Source organism: Citricoccus alkalitolerans, assembly GCF_039528175.1.
Classification (GTDB): Bacteria; Actinomycetota; Actinomycetes; order Actinomycetales; family Micrococcaceae; genus Citricoccus; species Citricoccus alkalitolerans.
The window spans coordinates 954,872-977,822 of the sequence record NZ_BAAALH010000002.1 but is presented as its reverse complement, the minus strand read 5'-3'; the positions used below and the strand labels follow the sequence as shown (position 1 = coordinate 977,822).

General features: G+C 68.6%; 18 protein-coding genes, 1 tRNA gene, 1 other RNA gene and 1 pseudogene. 13 read left to right on the top strand and 8 right to left on the bottom strand.

All coding sequences use genetic code 11. The annotated features are described in order from the left end of the window. The first annotated feature begins 232 nt into the window (after positions 1-232). From ABD134_RS10320 to ABD134_RS10310, 3 genes and pseudogenes are all read left to right on the top strand, one after another. A complete protein-coding gene (locus ABD134_RS10320) occupies positions 233-1,846 on the top strand; it encodes an AMP-binding protein (RefSeq protein ID WP_344229178.1) in 1,614 nt (537 codons plus the stop codon). A gap of 164 nt (positions 1,847-2,010) precedes the next feature. Further along, positions 2,011-2,817: an alpha/beta fold hydrolase gene (locus tag ABD134_RS10315; RefSeq protein ID WP_344229176.1), complete on the top strand. Its 807-nt coding sequence runs from the start codon at positions 2,011-2,013 to the stop codon at positions 2,815-2,817. A gap of 103 nt (positions 2,818-2,920) precedes the next feature. After that, positions 2,921-3,316 (top strand): annotated as a pseudogene (locus ABD134_RS10310) (dioxygenase family protein); the annotation flags it as partial. 178 nt (positions 3,317-3,494) lie between these two features. On the opposite strand, the gene ABD134_RS10305 reads toward ABD134_RS10310, so the two are convergent. Next, a complete protein-coding gene (locus ABD134_RS10305; protein WP_344229174.1) occupies positions 3,495-5,111 on the bottom strand; it encodes a fatty acyl-CoA synthetase in 1,617 nt (538 codons plus the stop codon). A 2-nt stretch (positions 5,112-5,113) separates the two neighbouring features. Beyond that, positions 5,114-6,271, bottom strand: coding sequence for an acetyl-CoA C-acetyltransferase (locus tag ABD134_RS10300; protein WP_344229172.1), 1,158 nt, complete (start codon positions 6,269-6,271; stop codon positions 5,114-5,116). Positions 6,272-6,506: 235 nt separating this feature from the next. Here ABD134_RS10300 and ABD134_RS10295 point away from each other — a divergent pair, with 235 nt between their 5' ends. Then, complete coding sequence (locus ABD134_RS10295) at positions 6,507-7,697, top strand: calcium:cation antiporter (protein WP_344229170.1); 1,191 nt, start codon at positions 6,507-6,509, stop codon at positions 7,695-7,697. Here the strand turns inward: ABD134_RS10295 and ABD134_RS10290 are convergent. The 3 genes from ABD134_RS10290 to ABD134_RS10280 form a co-directional block, all read right to left on the bottom strand. Beyond that, on the bottom strand, positions 7,673-8,170 hold the full coding sequence (locus ABD134_RS10290; RefSeq protein ID WP_344229168.1) for an ASCH domain-containing protein: 498 nt from the start codon (positions 8,168-8,170) through the stop codon (positions 7,673-7,675). The two genes, ABD134_RS10295 and ABD134_RS10290, sit on opposite strands and share 25 nt — an antisense overlap. A gap of 188 nt (positions 8,171-8,358) precedes the next feature. Further along, positions 8,359-8,443: transfer RNA gene (locus ABD134_RS10285), tRNA-Ser, on the bottom strand. A gap of 88 nt (positions 8,444-8,531) precedes the next feature. Then, positions 8,532-9,239: an O-methyltransferase gene (locus ABD134_RS10280; RefSeq protein ID WP_344229166.1), complete on the bottom strand. Its 708-nt coding sequence runs from the start codon at positions 9,237-9,239 to the stop codon at positions 8,532-8,534. Between the two features lie 187 nt (positions 9,240-9,426). Here ABD134_RS10280 and ffs point away from each other — a divergent pair. The 4 genes from ffs to recR all read left to right on the top strand — a co-directional run bounded on the left by ffs (position 9,427) and on the right by recR (position 14,786). Next, positions 9,427-9,523, top strand: an RNA gene (gene ffs, locus ABD134_RS10275) — signal recognition particle sRNA small type. Between the two features lie 67 nt (positions 9,524-9,590). Then, the gene (gluQRS, locus tag ABD134_RS10270; protein WP_344229164.1) at positions 9,591-10,787 is read left to right on the top strand and encodes a tRNA glutamyl-Q(34) synthetase GluQRS; all 1,197 of its coding nucleotides are present in this window, start codon (positions 9,591-9,593) and stop codon (positions 10,785-10,787) included. After that, on the top strand, positions 10,784-14,098 hold the full coding sequence (locus ABD134_RS10265) for a DNA polymerase III subunit gamma and tau (RefSeq protein WP_344229162.1): 3,315 nt from the start codon (positions 10,784-10,786) through the stop codon (positions 14,096-14,098). The genes gluQRS and ABD134_RS10265 overlap by 4 nt, the downstream gene beginning before the upstream one ends. Positions 14,099-14,186: 88 nt before the next feature. Continuing rightward, positions 14,187-14,786 carry a recombination mediator RecR gene (gene recR / locus ABD134_RS10260; RefSeq protein WP_115932279.1) on the top strand — a complete coding sequence of 200 codons (600 nt, stop codon included), beginning with the start codon at positions 14,187-14,189 and terminating at the stop codon, positions 14,784-14,786. Positions 14,787-14,815: 29 nt separating this feature from the next. Here recR and ABD134_RS10255 read toward each other — a convergent pair whose 3' ends face one another. Next, entirely contained in the window at positions 14,816-15,598 is a 783-nt protein-coding gene (locus ABD134_RS10255; RefSeq protein WP_344229158.1) for a GntR family transcriptional regulator, read from the bottom strand. 316 nt (positions 15,599-15,914) lie between these two features. Between ABD134_RS10255 and ABD134_RS10250 the strand changes: the two genes are divergently transcribed. Genes ABD134_RS10250 through ehuA form a run of 4 tightly spaced genes read left to right on the top strand, consistent with a single transcriptional unit; the run spans position 15,915 to position 19,097 of the window. Next, positions 15,915-16,877 (top strand): transporter substrate-binding domain-containing protein, encoded by a 963-nt coding sequence (locus ABD134_RS10250; RefSeq protein WP_344229156.1) that lies wholly within the window; start codon positions 15,915-15,917, stop codon positions 16,875-16,877. Positions 16,878-16,883: 6 nt separating this feature from the next. Further along, on the top strand, positions 16,884-17,621 hold the full coding sequence (locus ABD134_RS10245; RefSeq protein ID WP_344229154.1) for an amino acid ABC transporter permease: 738 nt from the start codon (positions 16,884-16,886) through the stop codon (positions 17,619-17,621). After that, positions 17,621-18,283 (top strand): ectoine/hydroxyectoine ABC transporter permease subunit EhuD, encoded by a 663-nt coding sequence (gene ehuD / locus ABD134_RS10240; RefSeq protein ID WP_344229152.1) that lies wholly within the window; start codon positions 17,621-17,623, stop codon positions 18,281-18,283. The genes ABD134_RS10245 and ehuD overlap by 1 nt, the downstream gene beginning before the upstream one ends. After that, a complete protein-coding gene (ehuA, locus tag ABD134_RS10235) occupies positions 18,267-19,097 on the top strand; it encodes an ectoine/hydroxyectoine ABC transporter ATP-binding protein EhuA (protein WP_344229151.1) in 831 nt (276 codons plus the stop codon). Before ehuD ends, ehuA begins: the two co-directional genes overlap by 17 nt. 95 nt (positions 19,098-19,192) lie before the next feature. On the opposite strand, the gene ABD134_RS10230 is transcribed toward ehuA, so the two are convergent. Next, positions 19,193-20,332: an ABC transporter permease gene (locus ABD134_RS10230; protein WP_344229149.1), complete on the bottom strand. Its 1,140-nt coding sequence runs from the start codon at positions 20,330-20,332 to the stop codon at positions 19,193-19,195. Next, positions 20,332-21,378: an ABC transporter ATP-binding protein gene (locus ABD134_RS10225; protein ID WP_344229147.1), complete on the bottom strand. Its 1,047-nt coding sequence runs from the start codon at positions 21,376-21,378 to the stop codon at positions 20,332-20,334. Before ABD134_RS10225 ends, ABD134_RS10230 begins: the two co-directional genes overlap by 1 nt. Before the next feature lie 229 nt (positions 21,379-21,607). Between ABD134_RS10225 and ABD134_RS10220 the strand changes: the two genes are divergently transcribed. Continuing rightward, complete coding sequence (locus tag ABD134_RS10220) at positions 21,608-22,894, top strand: aspartate kinase (protein WP_344229145.1); 1,287 nt, start codon at positions 21,608-21,610, stop codon at positions 22,892-22,894. Positions 22,895-22,951 lie beyond the last annotated feature (57 nt).

Genomic DNA, 22,951 nt, shown 5'->3' with positions numbered 1-22,951 from the left:
GCCTCGGCGTCGCCGGTGATCATGACGACCTGGAAACCGCGGCCCCGCAGCCCGGCCACGGCATCCGGGGCGATCCAGGCGGCCCAGTCGGGAACCTCGTAGCCCAGGATCATGCCGAACATGGGTGACGTGGCGACCACGGGGAGGCCAACTAGACCAGTTAGCGACCAGTAACTAGAGTCAGCATCGACCGATCCTCGTGATCCCGATCACACCCGCTGACAGCAGTCCCATGACCACCCAGCTCTCCCATGACCGCGGCGAGACCAGCACTCCCCTCCTGGAGGAGACCATCGGCGCGAACCTGGCCCGGACCGTCGCCGCCTTCGGCGAGCGGGAAGCGCTGGTGGACGTGCCGAGCGGACGGCGCTGGACGTACGCGCAGTTCGCGGCCGACGTCGACCGCGTTGCCTCCGGACTGCTGGAGATGGGCATCGAGACGGGTGACACGGTGGGAATCTGGGCGCCGAACCTGCCCGAATGGACCCTGACGCAGTATGCGACGGCGCGGATGGGCGCGATCTTGGTGAACATCAATCCGGCCTACCGGACGGAGGAGCTCCAGTACGTGCTCAACCAGTCCGGGATCCGCACCGTGGTGGCGGCGAGCTCGTTCAAGACCTCGGACTATGAAGCGATGCTGGCCCAGGTCAGGTCCGACTGCCCGGAACTGCGGGACGTGGTGATCATCGGTGGTGAGGACTGGAACAGGCTGGCGAGCACGGATGCTGACCCGGTCCGGCTGAAACGGATCGCCGCTCACCTGACCCCGGACGACCCGATCAACATCCAGTACACCTCCGGCACCACGGGCTTCCCCAAGGGCGCCACCCTGTCCCACCGGAACATCCTCAACAACGGCTTCTTCGTCGGCGAGCGCGTGCAGTACACCGAGGCCGACCGCGTCTGCATCCCGGTGCCCTTCTACCACTGCTTCGGCATGGTCATGGGCAACCTCGCGTGCACTACCCACGGGGCGGCCATGGTCATCCCCGCCCCGGGATTCGACCCCACCGCCAGCCTGCACGCCGTGGCCACCGAGCGCTGCACCTCCCTGTACGGGGTTCCGACCATGTTCATCGCCGAGCTCGGCCTGGAGGATTTCGCCTCCTATGACCTCTCCACCCTGCGCACCGGCATCATGGCCGGCTCGCCCTGCCCGGAGCATGTGATGCGCCAGGTGATCGAGCGGATGAACATGCGGGACGTCTCCATCTGCTACGGCATGACGGAGACCTCGCCGGTCTCCCTCCAGACCACGACGTCGGACAGCCTGAACCAGCGCGTCGGCACCGTGGGGCGCGTGGGACCTCACCTCGAGGTCCGCGTGGTGGATCCCGCGACGGGCGAGACCCTGCCGCGTGGGGAGTCCGGCGAATTGCAGACGCTGGGCTACTCCGTGATGAAGGGCTACTGGAACGATCCGGACAAGACCGCCGAGGCCATCGACGCCGAGGGTTGGATGCACACCGGGGACATCGGCCTGATGGACGCGGACGGCTACGTGCAGATCACGGGCCGCATCAAGGACATGGTGATCCGCGGTGGGGAGAACATCTATCCGCGCGAGATCGAGGAGTTCCTCTACACACACCCGGACATCGTGGACGCCCAGGTGGTCGGGGTGCCGGACGAGAAGTACGGCGAGGAGTTGATGGCCTGGATCCGCGTCCGTGAGGGCGCCCCGGAGCCGACCGCCGTCTCACTGCGCGAGTTCTGCTCCGGGAAGATCGCCCACTACAAGGTGCCCCGCTACGTGCAGGTCATCGAGGAGTTCCCCATGACGGTCACCGGCAAGGTCCGCAAGGTGGATCTGCGGGCGCAGGCGATGGACCTGCTGGGCTGAGTCCAGAGCATGGCCTGAACTCGTCCGAAGGCTGTCCGCGGGTTGCTGGGTGACCCCCCTCGCTCATCATGCGATGATCCGGGTATCGCACGCCGCATGCGGCACGACACCCGGTGATCCGCAGGATGACATTGCAGATCAGAGCGGCCAGAGCAAGGGAGCCCATGCACGAGGAGTTCACGGTCCATGCCCGGGACGGCTTTCCGCTCGCCATCCAGACCAGCGGGCCAGTAGACGCGCCAGCACTGCTGCTGCTCTCCGGACAGGCGAACTCGCACCGCTGGTGGGACGGGATCCGCACCGCTTACGAGGACTCCCACCGCACCGTCACCGTTGACTACCGCGGCACCGGCCACAGCCGTGGAGACCTGGGCGAGTGGACCACCGCCCTCTTCGCCGAGGACGCAGTGACAGCCCTGGACCACCTGGGAATCCACACCACCGCCGTGTTCGGCACGTCGATGGGCGGCCGGGTGGCGCAGATGCTCGCGGTGAACCACCCGGACCGGGTGACCGCCCTGATCCTGGGCTGCACGTCCCCCGGCGGAGAGCACGCCCACGAGCGCAAGCGGGAGACCCGGCAGTGGCTCGCCCGGGGCACCCGCGAGGAACAGCAGGCCAAACTGCACGAGCTCTTCTACACCCCCGACTGGCCCGGACGGCCCGAGGACAGCACCCTGCTCGGCGATCCGACCATGAGTCCGCGGGACCAGGTGGGCCACCGCCGGGCCAGCGACCGCCATGATGCCTGGGACGCCCTGCCCTCGATCACCGCCCCCACGCTGGTCCTGCACGGGACCGAGGACCTCATGGTCCCGGCCGAGAACGCCGCCCTGATCACCCAACGGATCACCGGCGCCCGGCTGCGCCTCTACCCGGGCGGCCGGCACGGGTTCTTCGAGGAGTTCGCCGAGCAGGTGGTGCCGGACGTCCTGGGGTTCCTGGCCGCCGTCGGCCCCTCCGGTTCCTGAGACCGCCGCGGCACTGCGGGTCAAGGCTCATATCCTCACCCTCTGAATCCAGATAGTTCAAGTATTTTTGCGTTCAAGAACGCGGGACAATCTGGAGGACTCTCCCGAGGTCCCGTGGAACGGCACCATCCCGATGCGCAAGGACAAGCCGGGCACGCCGTTCACCTTCACCGGCCAGGTCCGCGACGTGGACGGCTCCCCGCTGCCCGGCGCCAAGCTGGAACTGTGGCACGCGGACGACCTGGGCTTCTACTCCCAGTTCGCCCCCGGCCTGCCCGAATGGAACCTGCGCGCCACCTGGACCTCCAACGAGGACGGCCGCTTCGAGATCCACACAGTCCGCCCCGCGCCGTACCAGATCCCCACGGATGGTGCCTGTGGCCAGCTCATCGAGGCCGCCGGTTGGCACGCCTGGCGTCCTGCGCACCTGCACTTCAAGGTGCATGCCCCCGGTCACCACAAGCTGACCGCCCAGCTGTACTTCCCGGGCGACGAGCACCTGGAGGTCCGTCTGCACTATCCCCCTCCGCTATGCGGGCAGAGATATGGGGTACGCGTCGTACCCCATATCTCTGCCCGCATAGCGCATTCGGTGATCTTGCCCACCAACTGGCTTGCCGACAAGACCGCCAACTGGCCCGGCAGCCAGGGAGCAGGCTCGTGAGTCCGCCAGCGAGTCAGCTCCGCTCCGCCCGCAGTTCCCGCTTGAGCAGCTTGCCGGACTGGTTCCGCGGCAGCTCGGCCACGAAGTCCACTCGCTTGGGCACCTTGAAGTCCGCGATCCTCGACTTCACATGGGCGCGGACGGTCTCGGCGGTCAGCTCGGCACCGTCCTTGAGCACGACGACGGCCGTCACCGCCTCGATCCAGCGCTCGTCCGGCAGCCCCACCACGGCGACCTCGGCGACCTCCTCCAGCTCGTAGATGCAGTCCTCCACCTCCCGCGGGGCCACGAGCACGCCACCGGTGTTGATGACGTCCTTGATGCGGTCCACGATCTGGAGGTAGCCCTGCTCGTCCTGGGTGGCCTGGTCCCCGGAACGGAACCAGCCATCCACGAAGGCCTCCTCGGTGGCCTCGGGCTTGTTCCAATACCCGCTCATCAACTGCGGGGAACGGTACTGCACCTCCCCAGGCTCACCCGGCTCGGCCAACGCACCCTCCGCTGTGACCAGCCGGGCCTCGACGAACAGCACCGGCCGGCCGCAGGAGGCGGGACGCGCGTGGTGCTCCTCGGGGCGGAGCACCGTGCACAGCGGCGCCATCTCGGACTGGCCGAAGCAGTTGTAGAAGCCGAGTCTCGGGAACCGTTCGCGCAGCCGCTGCAGTACGGTCACCGGCATGATGGAGGCGCCGTACTGCGCCTTGGTCAGCGAGGAGAGATCGCGGGTGTCCAGGTCCGGGTGGTTGCTCAGCGGCACCCACACCGTGGGCGCGAGGAAGAGCGAGCCGATGTGCTCGGTCTCCACGAACCGCAGGACCTCCGCCACGTCGGGTTTCGGCAGCAGCCGGACGGTTGCGCCGAGTGTCAGGTACGGCATCAGGAACACGTGCATGGCCGCCGAGTGGTAGAGCGGCATGCACACCAGCGGCCGGTCCTCCTCCGTCAGATCGAGGGCGACGATGGTGGACACGTACTCGGAGATCAGCGCCTGGTGGGACATCATGGCGCCCTTGGGGGCGGACGTCGTGCCGGAGGTGTACAGCAATTGGACCAGGTCGGCATCGCCGATGGGCAGGTCCAACGGGGTGGCCGGCGCCGCCTCGTCCAGGGCCGTGGCGAGCAACGCCGCGGCCGGTGCGCCGATCTCGGAGCCATCCGTGCCGCCGTCGCGGAGGCCGCCGTCCGCAAAGAACGACCAGAGCTGCCCGACGCCGGCCGCGCGACCCCGGTCCCGGACCTCGCCGATGCGCGGCATCAGCGCGGGATCGGCCACGAGCAGTGCGGCGCCGGAGTCCTCGAGGATGTAGGCGAGCTCCTCGCCCTTGAGCGCGAAGTTGACCGGCACGTGCACGTATCCGGCGGTGGCGCAGGCGAGGAACAGGATCGCGTAGGCGTCCGAGTTCAGCCCGTAGGCGGCCACGCGCGATCCCTCCGGCAGCCCGGTGTCCCGCAGCCGGCGGGCCACCCGGTGCACCGCCTGCTCCAGCTCGCTGTAGGTCCACTCGCGGTCCTCGAACCGGAGGGACGTGTTCTTCCCGTTGCGGGAGGCGGTCCGCGCCAGCAGGGTGCCGAGGGTGTTGGCCCCGGCGCGGGTGATCGCCTGGTCGCGTGCTTCGCTCTCAGTGGTCACGGTCAGAGCCTTTCGATGATGGTGACGTTGGCCTGGCCGCCGCCCTCGCACATGGTCTGGAGTCCGTAGCGGCCGCCGGTGCGCTCGAGCTCGTGCAGCAGCGAGGTCATCAGGCGGGCACCGGTGGCCCCGATCGGGTGTCCCAGGGCGATCGCCCCGCCGTTGACGTTCACCTTCTCGGGATCCGCGCCGGTCTCCTCCAACCAGGCGAGCACGACGCCGGCGAAGGCCTCGTTGATCTCCACCAGGTCGATCTCCTCCAGGGTGAGCCCCGATTTCTCCAGCGCGTACTTTGTCGCCGGGATCGGCGCGGAGAGCATCATCACCGGATCCGCGCCACGCGCGGACAGATGGTGGATGCGGGCCCGAGGCGTGAGGTTGAACCGCTCCACCGCGGACGGCGAGGCGATCAGGAGGGCGGCGGCGCCGTCGGACATCTGGGACGCCGAGGCGGCCGTGTGCGCCCCGCCGGGAAGGATGGGGTCCAGCGAGCGGATCTTGTCCAGATCCGGCTCGCGGGGGCCCTCGTCCTGGGTCACCGACTCAGCGCCTGGGACGGGGATGATCTCGCGGTCGAAATGTCCGGCGGCCCGGGCGGCCAAAGCACGCTGCTGCGAGGTCACGGCGAATTCCTCGAGCTTCTCCCGGGTGAGGGCCCACCGTTCCACCATCATCTCCACCCCGCGGAACTGGGAGATCTCCTGGTCCGCGTACCGCTCGGCCCAGGAGGCGGACCCGGTGAAGGGATCCTCGAAGCCGAACTCGCGAGCGGCCTGGTTGGAGTAGGACAGCGGGATGGCGGACATCGACTGCACACCACCGGCCACGAACAGGTCACTGGTTCCGGACATCACGGCCTGGGCCGCATAGTGGATCGCCTGCTGGCCAGAGCCACACTGACGCTCCACCGTGGTCCCCGGCACCGATTCGGAACCACCCGCGGCCAACCAAGCATTGCGGGCAATGTCCATGGCCTGCGGCCCCACCTGGTCGATGCAGCCCAGGATCACCTCGTCATAGAGCTCCGTGTCCACCCCGGCCCGGCGGATGATCTCGCGGATCGGCGCTGCCGCCAGGTCCAACGGGTGGACGTGCGCCAGCCCCTTGCCTCGGCGCCCCACGGGCGTGCGGACGGCATCGACGATGTAGGCCTCGGTCATGGTGGTCCTCTCGAAAGAAGCGGCATCGACGCCAGGGGCACGATGGGGAGATTGCCATACTCACTAGTAGCATTCCCCAGCCGCCGACCTGTTGTCCAGGTCACCCCCTGGCGGTGCCGCCGGCGCTAGGATGGCAAATCGGGACGCCGGACACCACGGTGGACCTGCGGATGGGACGGCCCATTCCGGCTTGTTGCGACGGGGACGACCCCTTCAGGACAGGACGCGAACCGCCATGGCCAGTGCACCGGAATCTTCCACCACCTCTCGCAGCCCCTCCCCCGTTCGATCCATCCTCACGCCCGCCGCCCTCATCCGCCTCGGCGTCGGCTGGGGGACCTTCCTCGCGCTCGCCCTGTCCGGCCCGCTGCTGGAACCGCCTCTCCCCGGGTCCTTCTTGATCACCGCCCTGGCGGTGATCGTCGGGGTCATCCTGCTCTGCTCCTTCGGGGTGGTGCACGAGGCGGAGCATCTCGCTCGCCGCCTCGGCGACCCCTACGGGACCCTGGTGCTGACCCTCTCGATCGTGCTGATCGAGGTGGTGCTGATCGCCGCCGTCATGCTGGGGCCCGGCGAGCATCCCACGATCGCGCGGGACTCGGTCATGGCCGTCTCCATGATCATCCTGAACGCCGTGATAGGACTGTCCCTCCTCGTCGGCGGGTTGCGCTACGGCGGCCTGTCACACAACCGCACCGGCACCTCCGCCTACCTCGCCCTGCTGGTGCCCCTGGCCGCGATCGCGCTGGCGCTGCCCGCGGTGATCGGCCGCAACGGTGCCTACACCCCGGGCCAGGAGGTCCCGATCCTCGTTCTCACCCTGGCCCTGTACGCGTTCTTCCTGGTCCGTCAGATGGGCCCGCAGGCCGCGGATTTCCGCGAGGTCGATGCCGGCGCAGCCACCACCACGGGCTCAGCGCCGGCGGTCTCGTCGCCGGCCGCCACCAGCATCCGAGACACCCTGACGCGCCACCGAGGCGAGCTCATCGCCCGGGTGTCCCTGCTGGTGGCGACCGTGCTGCCCATCGTGCTGCTCTCCCATGACATGGCCGCCCTGCTGGACGACGGCCTGGGACGCCTCGGGGCGCCCGTCGCCCTGAGCGGGGTGCTGATCGCCATGATCGTGTTCCTGCCCGAGGCCATCACCTCGGTGCGGGCCGCCCTGGGCGGAGAGATCCAGCGGGTCAGCAACCTCTGCCACGGCGCCCTGGTCTCCACGGTCGGGCTCACCATTCCCGCGGTGCTGGTCATCGGCCTGCTCACCGGGCAGGACGTCGTGCTCGCCGAGTCGCCGGCGAATCTGCTCCTGCTGGGGGTGACGCTGCTGCTGTCCGTGACCACGCTGGCGGCGAGGAAGGTGACCGCCCTGCATGGCGCCGCCCATCTCGTGGTGTTCGCGGTCTACGGCATCGCACTCTTCTCCTGAGCCGGCTTCTCCGTGTAGACCAGCCGGAATAGTTCACAGATCACGGGCATGTACGGTGCCCAACCTCGCGGACTCTCAGCATGGGACCGCCAGTAGCGTTCGTGGATCGCGCGCCAGGCACCCAGGCTCCGATCGCCTTCCCCCTCGGCCCAGGCGTGGGCGGAGTCGACCTCAGCGAAGGGCACCACGCGTACGTCCGTGGTCTCGATGACCGCACGTGGCAGCCCGGCACCGTCGACGATGATGCTGAACTCGCCGGCGGCCGGAATCGGCTCGCCCGTGGTCTCATAGTCCCAGCCGGAGGACGCGGTGCCCGTCTTGGTGCCATCCAGGACGAGTGCCAGCAGGGTATTCGCATGGTCCGGGGTGGCTCCGAAGGACCAGGCTTCCGACGGGTCCGGCGGCAGAAGGGGGACGGCTTCCAGGGCCCGGCGCCAGAAAGCGGTGTACTGGTGGTCCGATGGGGAAGTCACCCGGCCCAGCTTAAACCGGCGGTCGAGAGTCGGGCTGTTCCACCTGCGGATATCCCGCCGATCGTGAGGAGTCCCCGTCATCATGACGGTGAACTCTCACGATCATCGGGTGGGCTCCGCGTGGGCAGGATCAAGGTCAGCCTCAACGCAAAGACCCCGGAAACCGTGAGGCTTCCGGGGTCTGACTGCGGAGGATGGGGGATTTGAACCCCCGAGGGCGTTAACCCAACACGCGTTCCAGGCGTGCGCCATAGGCCGCTAGGCGAATCCTCCTGAGGTGCCCAAGTTCCGGATACGCGTGGCAACCGATTCAAGAGCAGGATTCATCGTACCTGACCGAAGGCATCAGGGACCAATCGGCTCATTCGGCCCCGGCCACAGCGGGTTCCACGTCCCGCACGATGGCCAGGGCAAAGCCGTCCCAGCCCTTGCCGCTGACGGTCTGCAGTACCGTGCCGTCCAGCCGAGGGTCGTCTCCCTGCCGTTGCAGGTAGGCACGGATCCCGGCCACGTCTTCGGCATCGGTGCCGGCACCGGAGGCGTCCAGCACCCGGCCGCCGCGGACCACGTTGTCCCCGATGATCACGGTGCCGGGCCGGGAGAGCTTCAGAGCGGCATCGAGGTAGTTGGCGTTGTTGGCCTTGTCCGCGTCGATGAAGACCACATCGAAGGGACCCGCCCCGGAGTCGATGAGCTCCTGTACGGTGTCCAGCGCCGCCCCGACGCGGATCTGCACCCGGTCTCCCAGCCCCGCGGCGTCCAGATTCGCCCGGGCCACCTCGGCATGCCGCGGTTCGTACTCGAGCGTGGTGACCGTGCCCCCGGGCCCGACGGCGGCCGCGAACCATTGCGTCGAGTACCCGCCGAGGGTGCCGAACTCCAGCACGGCCCGCGCCCCGGCCAGTTCGGCGATCAGGCCCATCAGCTTGCCCTGCCCGGAGGACACCTCGATCGGCGGCAGTCCCGCCTCGTGGGTGGCGGCACGGGTGCGATCAGAGGCCGGGTCCGGGCGGATCGCGGTCTCCACGAGGTAGTCGTCAACGGCGCTCCACTGCTCACGTGAGGTCATGCGCCCAGACTAGGGGCCAGTCCACCCGGGAGACAGGGCGGGCGTCACGCTCAAACCCACTCGATCCGGCCGACACACTCAAACCGCTCCGCTGTGGTGGCACCTTTGGGGATGATGAGCTCCCATGAGACCCGAAGGTACCGCCACAGCGATATCACATCAGGCGGCCGACGCTGATAGTATGGACGACGGCCCCTCACGTGGTGTCATCTCGCTGAACTCCCCCAGGACCGGAAGGTAGCAAGGGTAAGTGGGCTCTGGCAGGTGCGTGGGGGGTCTTTAATTTCCCCGGTTCACCCGCTGTTCCCGCCGCTGGGTGACCACCAGCCGCGCAACCTTCCCGGAGGTCCCGTGTCCACAGGCCGCTACGCCCCCAGCCCGTCTGGCACGCTGCACCTGGGCAACCTCCGCACCGCGATCCTGGCCTGGCTGTACGCCCGTCACTCGGAACGGACGTTCCTCCTGCGCATCGAGGATCTGGACCGCGTCCGCTCCGGCGCCGAGGCCCAGCAGATCGCCGACCTGACGGCCATCGGCATCACCTGGGACGCCGAACCGGTCCGCCAGTCCGAGCGCATCCACCTCTACGAGAACGCCCTCACCGCGCTGGGTAGTACAGACCGGACAGGCAGGACGGACGCCCTCGCATCCGGCCTCGTCTACGAGTGCTACTGCTCCCGCAAGGACATCGCCGAGGCCACGAGCGCCCCGCACCTCGCTCCCCAGCCAGCCCCTGACGTCCCACACCCCGAACAGCACCCCACCCCCGGCCCGCAGTCATCCGCATACACGTCCCCCGCCACCGGTCCCGGCGGCGCTGCAACTGTCCTGCTGCCACCCGGCTCCTATCCCGGGACCTGCCGCGACCTCAACGCATCGGAACGGGAACGCCGCCGCGCCGAACGGCCCGCAGCCCTGCGGATCAACGCCGCCCGCGCCGCCGGACTGCCGGACGGCCAGGCCCCGGTCCACCGCGTCACGGATCGGCTGAACGGGACGGTGGAGGCCGCCGTCGACGATTTCGTGCTGCGCCGCAATGACGGGGCATATGCCTACAACTTGGCGGTCGTCGTCGATGACCTGGCTCAGGGGGTGGACCAAGTGGTGCGCGGGGACGACCTGCTCTCCTCCACACCGCGGCAGGACTGGCTGGCTCGGCTGCTGGCCGAGCGCACGGGCCGTCCCGCGCCGGAGACCGAGTACGTGCATGTCCCGCTGGTGCTGAATGCCGCCGGTCAGCGCCTGGCGAAACGGGACGGCGCCGTGACGCTGGCGGACCTGGTGGCGCTGCCGTCCGGCTCCGCACATAGGGATACACACGGAGATGAATGGTCCGACGGCGGCTGGTCGCCCGAGCGCGTCAGGGACCTGTTGCTGGACTCACTCGGCCTGCCGGCCGGCCCCCTGGACCGGGCTCTGAGCCACTTCGATCCGGACGGGGTGTCACGCTCGCCCTGGACTCCGCCACTGCCTCCGTCCCCACCTCCTCCACAGGTCCCCGCCGGCCCTGCGGGGACCCCCGAAGAGAAGATAAGGTTCCATAGGTGACTACCGCCCTGTACCGCCGCTACCGTCCCGACTCCTTCGAGGACATCATTGGCCAGGAACACGTCACCGTGCCGCTGATGACCGCCCTGTCCAAGGACCGGGTCAACCATGCCTACCTCTTCTCCGGTCCGCGCGGATGCGGCAAGACGACCTCGGCCCGCGTCCTCGCACGCTGCCTGAACTGCGCCGAGGGACCCACCGGTCACCCGTGCGGGGTGTGCCATTCCTGCCAGGAACTGGCTACCGGTGGCTCGGGCGCCCTGGACGTCATCGAGATCGACGCGGCCTCGCACGGCGGCGTGGATGATGCCCGTGACCTGCGTGAACGCGCCACCTTCGCCCCGGTGCGGGACCGGTACAAGATCTTCATCATCGACGAGGCCCACATGGTCACCTCGGCGGGCTTCAACGCGCTGCTGAAGATCGTGGAGGAGCCCCCGCCCCACATCAAGTTCATCTTCGCCACCACTGAGCCGGACAAGGTGATCGGGACCATCCGCTCCCGCACGCACCATTACCCGTTCCGCCTGGTGCCGCCGGAGCCGCTCATGGAGTACCTCGAGCGGCTGTGCGTGCAGGAGAACATGGAGGTGGAGCCGGGCGTGCTGTCCCTGGTGGTCCGTTCCGGCGGCGGCTCCGTGCGTGACACCCTGTCCGTGCTCGACCAGCTCATGGCCGGGGCCGCCCAGGGCGCCATCGGATACGACCTGGCCGTGAACCTGCTCGGCTACACCCCGGACGCCCTGCTGGACGACGTGGTCGATGCCGTGGCCGCGTCCGACTCCCAGACCGTCTTCCGAGTGGTCGACCGCGTGGTGCAGTCCGGCCAGGACCCCCGCCGCTTCGTGGAAGACCTGCTGGAGCGTTTCCGGGACCTCATCATCGTCAAGGCCATGCCGGATTCGGCGTCGGCCGTGCTGCACGGCATGCCCGAGGACCAGGTCCGCCGCCTCGAGTCGCAGTCGGCACAGCTGGGACACGGCGAGATCTCCCGTGCCGCAGACATCACCAACCAGGCGCTCACCGAGATGGTCGGCGCCACCAGCCCGCGGTTGCACCTCGAGCTGCTCATGGCCCGGCTGATGCTGCCCACCACGGATGCCACCGAGCGCGGCCTGGCCGCCCGCCTGGACCGGATCGAACGGCGGCTCGCCTATGGCGGCACCCCGGAGAACCCCGAGACACCCACAGTGCACGACGCCGGCCCCGCCGCTCCCGGTCGCCCCGCACCTTCCGCGCCGGTCACCTCCGGCGCCCCCCGGAATGCCCCCGAGGGCCCGCCCCCCGGTTACTCCCCCGACGGTCACCAGCAGGCCTCGCCGGGAACTCCGGCCGGCGGGGCTGGCGCCGCGGGCCTGTCCGGTGCGGCCCTGGCCCGGGCCGCCATGAAGCGTGGCGAGACGGCGGATCCGTCGGTGCCCCCGGCCCGGGATGCAAACGCGTCCCCGGCCGAGCAGCAGGTCGGGCAACAGGTCGAGCAACGTGCCGAGCGGCCGGTCGAGCAGCCGGTCGAGCAACGTGGCGGTCAGCGGGTTGAACAACAGATCGAGCAGCGGAGCACTTCGGCCGCCGATGAGTCCGCCGGGACCCACGCTGCCACGCCGTCCATGCCTGACGCCGAGGCTCCCACCCGCCCGGCGCCGCCAGCGCCCACCCCTGCGGCACCGGCAGCGCCGGCAGCAGAGTCCACTCCGGCAGCGCCGCCGACGACTCCTCCGACGCAAGGCGGCTCCACCTCGCAGGTGGAGATGATCCGCCGGGCGTGGCCCGAGATCCTCGGCTACTTGGAGGAGCACTCACGGCTCATCTGGATGCTGGTCTCCCAGAACGCCTCGGTGGCGGGCTTCGACGGTCGACTGCTGACCATCGGTTTCTCCGGAGACGGCCCCCGGGACACCGTCCAGCGGCGCGGCGGCGACCAGGTCATCTCCGAGGCAGTCAACTCTGTCCTCGGAATTCAGCCGCAGCTGGACCTCATCACCGGAGGATCCGCGCCAGCGGGTGGTTCCAGCCCAAAAGCTGAGGGCCGCCCCGCACTGGCGGCCCCGCAGCCGGACACTCCGCGCTCTGGTACCACGTCACCACCGGCGGTTCCCTCATCTGCCGCGGTGACCGGCATCGAGCCTCCCGCCGAGTCCCCCCCTGCCCCCGCTGCCCCCGCCACGGTGACTGCCTCCGAGCGGCCCACAGAGCCCGCTGCGGCTCCTGCTCCGCGGGCCGGCGGTGTGACGCCGACCCCGTCGGCTGTTCCGGTGACGCCGGCCGGGGACTGGACCGATCAGGTTGCGGCCGCTCAGGCCGTGACTGAAGCCGGCATGACCCCTGACGCCGTGGTCGGCGCGCACGTCGGCGCGAGTAGCGACGCGCACGCCGAAGCCCCTCCTGAGACGAATGAGGGCGCCGACACCGAGGCCATCGCCGACACCGATGACACCGACGACACCGACGACACCAACGACACCAACGACACTGAAAGCTCCCTCGATCCCGTCAAGGAAGCCGCCACCGGACCGGGGTACTCCTCTGCGCCGGAGGACCTGGCCGCCGACGACGTTCCGGTCTCCGACTGGGATGGGTCCGGCGGACCCTTCCCGTACGACGATGTCCCGCCGCCGCCCTACGATGACGAGCCCGAACCAGAAGACGACGGGGGCTATGCGCGCCAGTGGGGCGAAGACCCCACCCCGGCCCCGGCTCAACGTCCAACTCCAACTCCAACTCCAACTCCAATGCAGGCTCCAGCATCAAGGGCCGACTTCGACGGCATCCCGCGACCCGAGCCCGGCGCGGACCCGATTCCCCGTCCCGAGCCCGGCGCGGGTCCGACACCCCCTCCAGCGTCTACCGCTGCTCCGGTCCCCCGTCCGGAGCCCGGCTTCGGCGGCATCCCGTCGTTCGCCAAGCCGGAGGCCGAGTTGATGGCTGCACGTGAGGCCAAGCCGGCCAGCGCACCTGCGCCTGTGGCGGAGACCCCTCACCATCGGCGGTCCAGCCGCTTCCAGCAGATGATGGAGGAGTACAACCAGTCCCAGGGCGGCGCACCCGCCGGAGGAACCGCTCGGGCAGGATCCGGCGACTCCGGGGCATCTGGGTCACCCGGGGTGACAGGGCCGGCGTCGGGAACTTCCGACGGCAGCGGCGGTGCGACCGGAAACGGAGCACCGGGGACCCTAAACTGGAGTGACGAGGTTCCCAGCGAGGACGACATCACCATTGAGGAATCCGGCATCGCCGGTCGCAAGGTGGTCGAGCGACTGCTGGGCGGCCGCTTCATCGAGGAGCGCATGCTGGACGGGAGTCCCCTGTCCTGACGCGTCCTGAACCGACGCTCCTGACCCCGCAGGAACCCTCCCCACCGGCCCACCGGCCGGTCCAGCAACGCAGAAAGTGGTCGGTAGCGTGTACGAAGGTGCGGTCCAGGATCTGATCGACGAGCTCGGACGGCTGCCCGGCATCGGGCCGAAGTCAGCCCAACGCATCGCCTTCCACGTCCTGGAGGCCGATGCGGAGGACATGATGCGGCTGGCCGACGCGATCCGAACGGTCAAGGACAAGGTCAAGCACTGCAGCATCTGCTTCAACGTCTCTGAACAGGAGACATGCTCCATCTGCCGTGACGAGCGGCGGGACCGCGCCCAGATCTGCGTGGTGGAGGAGTCCAAGGACGTCATGGCGATCGAGCGGACCCGCACCTTCCGCGGCCGGTATCACGTGCTCGGCGGCTCCATCAATCCGATCGCGGGCATCGGCCCGGACCAGCTGCACATCCGCGAGCTGCTGACCCGGTTGCAGAACGCCGAGATCGAGGAGGTCATCCTCGCGACCGATCCGAACCTCGAGGGTGAGGCGACCGCCACCTACCTAGCCCGGATGCTCGGCTCGACCGGTCTGAAGGTCACGCGCCTGGCCTCCGGACTACCCGTGGGCGGGGATCTCGAATACGCCGACGAGGTCACCCTCGGGCGTGCCTTCGAGGGTCGGCGCAACGTCGCCGGCTGACTCCGCCCGGCGCCCTACCCGGACAGCGGTCAGGGCAGGCGGTTGAAGGAGAAATGTGAGCCGTCGGCCTCGCCGGAGACCGTGCTGAACGGCTTGTCCAGGCGTCCGAGGAGGCGGTCCACCGTCTGCCGGAAGTGCCCTGCCAGAGTTTCCGACGCAGCCTGGCCGTCGCCGTCCGAGACCTGGCGCAGCAACGTGCGGTGGACGTCGAGGATGTCCGTCCGCACCACATAGCCATCGGCATGCGAGAGCGCTGCGATCCGCGTCTGGATGATCAGCGTAGAGGCGAAGGACATCAGCCGCAGGTTGCCGGTAGCCTCGACCAGACCGTAATGCAGGTCCAGGTCCGCGTCCCCGATCCGGCGCGCGTCGGAACCGTCTTCGAGTGCTGATTCCAACGCGTCGAACAGCACCTCGGCCGAGGCGATGTGCCGGCGCCGCACCTCGGGATCCAGCGCGGCGATCTGGCGCACCGCGGCGCTCTCGATCGCGAGCCGGGCCTGGTAGAGGTCATCGATTTGGTCCGCGCCGACTGTCACCACGCGCAGGCCTGCCCCGGGGCGGGCAACCAGCAGGCCCTCCTGGACCAGTCGTTGGGCCGATTCCCGGAGGGGTCCGCGGCTGACCCCGAGTTGGGAGGCCACCTCGGCCTCGCGGACGGACGACCCTGGCATCAGGGTGCCCCCGTAGATCGCGTTGCGCAGTTCCACAGCAATCAGGTCGACCGTCGAGGGACGGCGTACCGTGTTGACCAGAGGCCTGGTGACCGGGCCGTTCCGGCGGGCCGAGCCCCGGTCCTGGGTCTGGTTCATGTGGCGGTTCCTTTCGACGCAACCACGGTCTTTCCATGCGACGGACCCTGATCATTCCACGCGAATCGTTATATTGTCGACATTCTTCAGGTAGACGATCTGATGGTGACCCTGTTCACATTCTGCTAACGTCGGCCCCAGGTTGCCAGCGAATTCGTGGCGCCGGTCACAGTGTGGGGACGATCCCCGGCCCTCCTGTGACCGCTTCCGCGAATCGCCCGAGACCACGACGCACCGCACCCAAGCACCGTCACGATTCGCATCACCGGCTCTCCCGCCGGCAGCCCGGGAGGTCCGGACAGCTGAGGAGCACGCCATGACCATCCAGCACCTGACCACCCTGACCTCCCCCTCCGGCACGTCCCGCAAGCGCCGGCTCCTGCAGGGAGCGGGCCTGCTGGCCGCGTCGACCCTGATGCTCACGGCCTGTGGAGGGGGCGACGATGGCGCCGAGGGCGGCGACGGCACCACCGCTGCCGGGGGCAACACCTTGGAACGGCTGCAGGAGGAGGGCACCATCACCGTCGGCATCGCCGGTGAGGTCCCCTACTCCTACCTCGACGGCGGCGAGCCCGCCGGTGCCACGGTGGCCATGCACGAGAAGATCTTCGCGGACATGGGCATCGAGAACGTCGAGGCCGAGCTGGTCGAGTGGAACTCGCTGATCCCGGGACTGAACGCCGGTCGCTTCGACGCCGTCTCCGCCGGCATGTCCATCCTCCCGGACCGTTGCGCGCAGGCGGCCTTCTCCGATCCGGAGATCATGTACACGACCACCCTGATGGTTGCCGAGGGCAATCCACTGGGCCTGACCGACCTGGACTCCGTCAAGGAGAAGATGGACGCCGGCGAGAACGTCAACCTGGCCGTGCTGGCCGGCGGTATCGAGGCCGGCTACGCCGATTCCCTGGATCTGGACGTGCAGTCCGTCCCGGACGCCCAGACCGGCATGGACACCGTGGCCAACGGCCGGGCCGACGCCTTCGCCATGACCGCGATCTCGCTGAACACCCTGGCCGAGGAGAACCCGGATGCCGGCGTCGAGACCACTGACGCCTTCGTCCAGGTGATCGACGGCGTGGAGCAGATCGGTGCCGGCGGTACCGTGTTCCGCCAGGACGACACCGAGCTGCTGGAGGCCTACAACGAGGCGCTGGGCTCCGTCACCGAGTCCGAGGAGACCTACCTGGAGGTGGTGGGCGACTACGGCTTCACCGCCGAGAACCTCCCCCCCGAGGACCTCACCACTGAGCAGCTGTGCGCAGGCGATCTGGGCTGATAGTCGGTGCTCGACAACCTCCAAGCCACAGCGGAGGCCTGGCCGTTCCTGGCCCAAGGACTGTGGGTGACCATCCAGCTCACCGTCATGGGCTCGGCGCTGTCCCTCATCCTCGCCGTAGTCCTCGGGCTGATGGCCGGGGCCTCCCACAAGGCCCTGGCCATCCCCGGCCGGATCATCATCGAGTTCTTCCGAGGAACCTCACTGGTGGTCCAGCTGTTCTTCATCTTCTTCGTGCTGCCCCAGCTCGGGGTCGAGTTGCCAGGCATGGTCGTGGGCGTGCTCGCCCTGGGCCTGAACTACGGGGCCTACTCCGCTGAGGTGGTGCGAGGCTCCATCGCCTCGGTGCCGCGCGGACAGTGGGAGGCCACCACCGCCCTGTCCATGTCCCCGATCCACCGGATGCGGCGGGTGATCTTCCCGCAAGCATGGGCCCTGATGATCCCGTCTCTGGCCAGTCTGATGGTCCACCTACTCAAGGGCACAGCCATTGTGAGTGTCATCCTGCTGCGGGACTTCACGTTCTACCTGGACCAGCTCACTCGGCAGACGGACACGTTCTGGGCCTATGCGGCCGTCGGATTGGTGGGGTACTTCCTCCTCGCCTTGATCCTGACGCTCTTCATGAATGCCCTGGAGGCCCGCGCCAAGCACCGGCTGGGCCGGGGCCCGTCCCTGCGTGAGGTCATCTCACCCACGCCCACCAACAAGAACTCACTGTCCACGGCGGGAGGTGGCGTCTGATGCAGAACCAGAACTCTGCATGGAACTGGGAGATGGCCTTTCGGGCCCTGCCGGACATCCTCGAGGGATTCCTGACCGTCACCCTGTTGGTGACGGTGGTGTCCACCCTGATCGCGGCCGCCCTCGGCCTGGTCTGGGCCATGATCATCCGGATGGCTCCCCAGCCGATCTCCGGGATCGTCAAGTGGATCGTCAGCTTCATCCGCATGACCCCGATCGTCGTGCAGCTGTTGTTCGCCTACTACACGTTCCTGATGGTCGATGCGATCACCATCGGGATCGTGGTCTTCGGCATCCACTACTCGACGTACATGTCCGAGGTGTACCGCGCCGGCATCGATGCCGTGCCGAAGGGCCAATGGGAGGCCACCACGGCACTGTCCATGTCCACGCGACGCACCTGGACCGCCGTCGTGATCCCCCAGGCCCTGCGCGCCACCGTACCGGCCCTGGGCAACTACGCCATCTCCATGTTCAAGGACACCCCGTTCCTGCTGGTGATCGGCGTGGTGGAGATGGTCAACGCCGCCCAGATCTTCGGTGGAAACAACTTCCGCTACGTGGAGGCCATCACGCTGGCCGGAATCATCTTCCTGCTGGCCAGCTACCCCACGTCCGTCCTCGTCCGCCGATTGGAGAAGCGACTTGCCTACGCCTACTGACCCCGGTGCCCCTACCCCCGGTGGCACCACTCCCATCATCGAGTTCCGGGACGTGGAGAAGCGCTTCGGTGACAACGTGGTGCTCAAGGACCTGAACTTCCATGTCAACAAGGGTGAGCGGGTGACCCTGATCGGCCCGTCCGGCTCCGGCAAGACCACCATCCTGCGGTTGGTCATGACGCTGGAGGAGGCCACGGACGGGATGATCCTCATCGACGGGGATCCCCTCACCCATCGGATCGACGGGGGCAAGCGCGTCCGGCTGTCCAACAAGGAGATCAAGAAGACCCGTACCCGGATCGGCATGGTGTTCCAGCAGTTCAACCTGTTCCCGAACATGACCGTGCTGGAGAACATCACGGAGTCACCCATCCACGTGCTGGGTCAGTCGAAGGCCGAGGCCCGGGCCAAGGCCAAGGACCTGCTGCACAAGGTCGGCCTGGATGACAAGGCGGACGCCCACCCCTCATCCCTGTCCGGCGGTCAGCAGCAACGGGTGGCCATCGCCCGTGCGCTGGCGATGGACCCGGAGATCCTGTTACTGGACGAGGTGACCTCCGCGCTGGACCCGGAGATCGTGGACGAGGTGCTCGGTATCCTGCGGAACATCGCGGACACCACGGACATCACCATGCTGATCGTCACGCACGAGATGCAGTTCGCCCGGGACGTCTCGGACCGGGTGCTGATGTTCGACGGCGGCGCGATCGTGGAGGACGCCGATCCGCACACCATGTTCACAGCTCCTACCCATGACCGCACGAAGAAGTTCCTCCGTGCCGTCCTCGGCGAGGGCCAGATCGGCACCCGCTGACCCCTGCCACGTTCCGGCCTGTCCCCACCGGTGGGAACAGGCCGGAACGTGCGTTGAGAGGATTGGACGGACACTGAGGGGACGACGCCGGCCGGTCACGCCACGCGGGTCCCCCGCGGCAGTCGGGCGGCCGGGGCCACCAGCCGCTGGCGGCCCCACGCGAACAGGGCGGCGGCCACCGCGATCTGGATGCCCAGCCCGAGCGGCCAGACCGGGGTGCCCTTGGAATCGTCGTCCTCTCGGTCTTGGTACGTCAGCTGACCGTGGGCACACTCGACGTTCGTCTCCGGCGGCTGCTGCAGGTAGCGAACCCCGGTGGAGATCGAGGTCATGATGCCATCTGGAGCCCATGTCTCGGGGTCATCGGGATCATAGGGAGGCTTCTCGGGATGCGGCACGGCGTCCGCCACCACCACGAACGGGTTGGCGGCCAGCATCCAGTAGGTGGACCGGGTGTCCAGGGTCTCCTGGGGGACCATCGGCCCGGTGCACCTCAGCGGTGACCAGTCCGTGAAACCCTCCTCGACCAGTGGCTCCTCGTCTGGGTAGACGGCCCGATTGGCCGGCACGGTGGTCATGGTCAGCGGGGCGGTCAGGGCGAATCCGATCAGCGTGCCCAGGGAGAACAGGGCCACCAGCAGGTAGGTGGCCACCACCGCGAACAGAGTCCTGGAGGCGATGGCGGAGACCGCGGTGCCCAGGGCGCAGACGACCCCCAATTCCACGGCCACCATCAGGACGAAGACCACGAGGCCGGGAACGTCCAGCCCGCCCAGCACCACGGCCAGGACGATGTACGGCAGGGCGGCCACCAGGAAGCCGAGCGCGGCGATCCAGGAGGCCAGCCATTTGCCGGTGAGCAGCTGGCCCGGGGTGGCCAGCGTGACCTGGACGATCGCCAGGGTGCCACCGGCCCGGTCCCCGCTGACGGTGCTCGCGGACATGGCCGGGGCCACCAGCAACCCGAAGAACAGCACGAAGCCGACCACGGCCTCGAACACGAAACGGCCCGGGCCGAAGAGCAGGTCGTCGCCGGCCAGGGTGTTGTAGCTGGCCACCGAACCCCAGGTGACCAGGCCGATGACCACGAACCAGACGGCCAGCATGACGTACCAGCTGCGGGTGCGCAGCCGCTGGCGCAGCTCCATCTGGATGACGTTGCCGACGGCCGCGCCCCAGCCGAGGCGCTCCGCCGATCGGACGGTCGGCTCCTGCGGCCTGGTGTCCATGGTCATCACTCCGTCCCCCTTCCGTCCGAGCGCGTGCCCGGCGGTGGTGCCGCACCGGCCCGGCCGGCGTCGGGCTCGGGGAGAGACGCCGGCCGCTCCACCGGGCGGCGGCGGTCCAGTTCGAGGTAGGCGGCCTCCAGACGCGAGGTGCCGGGGGTGAAGGACAGGACCCGGACGCCGTCACCCACGAGGGTGGCGAGCATGTCCGCGGCCTCGGTGGCCGAGGCCACCTCCACGCTGACCGAGTCGCGGCGCTTGCCCTCGGTGCGGTAGGCGATGGAGTAATGCTCCAGGGTCGCGTGCAGGGGGCCGGCGTCGAGAGCGCTGATGAGGTAGCGACCCCCGGCGGCGCCCTCCTGACTGAGATCCTCCACCCGGACGGTGGCTCCGGCCTGGATGAAGATGGCCAGGTCCGCCATCTCGTCGAGCTCGGAGAGTACGTGGGAGGAGACCAGGATGGTCTTGCCGGCGGCGGCCATCTGCTTGAGGTCGTCCCGGAGCCGGATCCGGGATCCGGGGTCCAGACCGGAGGCGGGCTCGTCCAGCAGCAACACCTGGGGATCGTGGAGGATGGCCCTGGCAAGGGATAGCCGTTGCTGTTGCCCGCGGGAGAGCACCCGGGCCGGCTGGTCCGCCAGCGTGGACAGTTCCTGCCACTCCAGCAGCTGCGCCGCGCGGGACCGCACCCGGTCCCGGTCCATCCCGTAGAACCGGCCCATGGTCACGAGGACCTCGCGGGCCGTCAGCGATTCCCACACTCCGAGCGTGTCCGGCATCCAGCCGGTGTTCCGACGGACCGCGGCAGGGTGGACCAGGGGATCGAAGCCGGCGATCGTGACGGAGCCGGCGTCGGGCTTCAGCAGGGAGGCCAGGACCAGCATGAGGGTGGTCTTCCCGGAGCCGTTGGGGCCCACCAGCGCCGTGATGGCCCCGGCCGGCGCCGTGAGGTCCACGCCCTGCAGGGCCTTGACGGCCCCGAAGCTGCGCGTCACCCCGCTCACGGTGATGTCCGCCGTGGCGGGGGCCTCCGGGGAGGCGACGTCTGTGGTCATGGGTACATCGTGGGGCACGGTACCGGTGGCGGCAAGCATCCGGCCCGCGCCACACCCCCCTCATACCCGCGCTACTCCCGCACCGCGCTACACCACACGCGACCGTTACTCGTTCGTGACCATAGTGTTCATCCAGGACTCCACGACGGCCGCTCCCCCCTAAACTGGGAGCCAGCCCCAACGCCCCACCGCCGCAGCGCGGTACGTCAACCCACTCTGAGGTTCTTGCATGAGTCTGATCGTCCAGAAGTACGGCGGATCCTCCGTCGCCGATGCCGAAGGGATCCTCCGCGTGGCCAAACGCGTGGTGGAGACCCAGCAGGCCGGCCACCAGGTGGTGGTGGTGGTCTCCGCGATGGGTGACACCACCGATGAGCTGCTGGATCTGTCCGAACAGATCAACGGGGAGCCTCCGGCCCGCGAAATGGACATCCTGCTCTCCGCCGGCGAGCGCATCTCCATGTCCCTGCTCGCTATGGGCATCCACTCGCAGGGCGCCACCGCCCAGTCCTTCACGGGTTCCCAGGCCGGCATGTTCACGGACAGCCTGCACGGGGACGCCCGGATCATCGATGTCTCCCCCAACCGCGTGAAGGACGCCGTGGATGCCGGAGACATCGCGATCGTGGCCGGCTTCCAGGGCATGAGCCGCGAGTCCCGTGACATCACCACCATGGGCCGCGGCGGCTCGGACACCACGGCCGTGGCACTCGCGGCCGCCCTGCACGCGGATGTCTGCGAGATCTACTCGGACGTGGACGGCGTCTACACCGCAGACCCGCGCGTGGTCGCCTCGGCACGGAAGATCGAAGAGATTTCCTCCGAAGACATGCTGGAGATGGCCGCGGCCGGCTCCAAGATCCTGCACCTGCGCTGCGTGGAGTACGCCCGCCGCTTCGGCGTGCTGCTGCACGTGCGCTCATCCTTCTCCCACAACGAGGGCACCTGGGTGCGTCCCAACCCTGACGACACCATCACACTTGAGGAAGGCGAACCCATGGAACAGCCGATCGTTTCCGGCGTGGCCCACGACCGCTCCGAGGCCAAGGTCACCGTCTACGGAGTCCCGGACTTCCCGGGCAAGGCCGCTGAGGTGTTCAACATGGTCGCCACGGCCGGCGTGAACATTGACATGATCGTGCAGAACGTCCCCCGCGTGGAGACCGGACGCACGGACATCTCCTTCACCCTGCCGATCACCGACGGCAAGACGGCCATGGACGCCCTGGACGCTGCCCGGGAGGAGATCGGCTTCGAGGACGCCATCCTCAACCCGCACGTCGGCAAGCTCTCCGTGATCGGCGGCGGCATGCGCTCCAACCCGGGCGTCTCCGCCACGTTCTTCGACGCCCTGAAGCAGGCCGGCGTGAACATCGAGATGATCACCACCTCGGAGATCCGGATCTCCATCATCACCCGCGAGGACATGCTGGACACCGCCGTGCGCGCCGTGCACCAGGCGTTCGGCCTCGACGCGGACGAGGAAGCCACCGTCTACGGCGGCACCGGCCGCTGAGCCGGATTGAGGGCGGGCCGTCCGGCAGGCACCTCCAGAGAGAACCACGCACCACGC

Excerpts from the sequence above, each read along its gene's own strand:
- ABD134_RS10225 (WP_344229147.1), bottom strand. The coding sequence starts at position 21,378 with ATGACCACAGACGTCGCCTCCCCGGAGGCCCCCGCCACGGCGGACATC.
- ABD134_RS10300 (WP_344229172.1), bottom strand. The coding sequence starts at position 6,271 with ATGACCGAGGCCTACATCGTCGATGCCGTCCGCACGCCCGTGGGGCGC.
- ABD134_RS10280 (WP_344229166.1), bottom strand. The coding sequence starts at position 9,239 with ATGACCTCACGTGAGCAGTGGAGCGCCGTTGACGACTACCTCGTGGAG.
- ABD134_RS10230 (WP_344229149.1), bottom strand. The coding sequence starts at position 20,332 with ATGACCATGGACACCAGGCCGCAGGAGCCGACCGTCCGATCGGCGGAG.
- ABD134_RS10320 (WP_344229178.1), top strand. The coding sequence starts at position 233 with ATGACCACCCAGCTCTCCCATGACCGCGGCGAGACCAGCACTCCCCTC.
- ABD134_RS10220 (WP_344229145.1), top strand. The coding sequence starts at position 21,608 with ATGAGTCTGATCGTCCAGAAGTACGGCGGATCCTCCGTCGCCGATGCC.
- ABD134_RS10295 (WP_344229170.1), top strand. The coding sequence starts at position 6,507 with ATGGCCAGTGCACCGGAATCTTCCACCACCTCTCGCAGCCCCTCCCCC.
- ehuD (WP_344229152.1), top strand. The coding sequence starts at position 17,621 with ATGCAGAACCAGAACTCTGCATGGAACTGGGAGATGGCCTTTCGGGCC.
- ABD134_RS10255 (WP_344229158.1), bottom strand. The coding sequence starts at position 15,598 with ATGAACCAGACCCAGGACCGGGGCTCGGCCCGCCGGAACGGCCCGGTC.
- ABD134_RS10315 (WP_344229176.1), top strand. The coding sequence starts at position 2,011 with ATGCACGAGGAGTTCACGGTCCATGCCCGGGACGGCTTTCCGCTCGCC.
- ABD134_RS10250 (WP_344229156.1), top strand. The coding sequence starts at position 15,915 with ATGACCATCCAGCACCTGACCACCCTGACCTCCCCCTCCGGCACGTCC.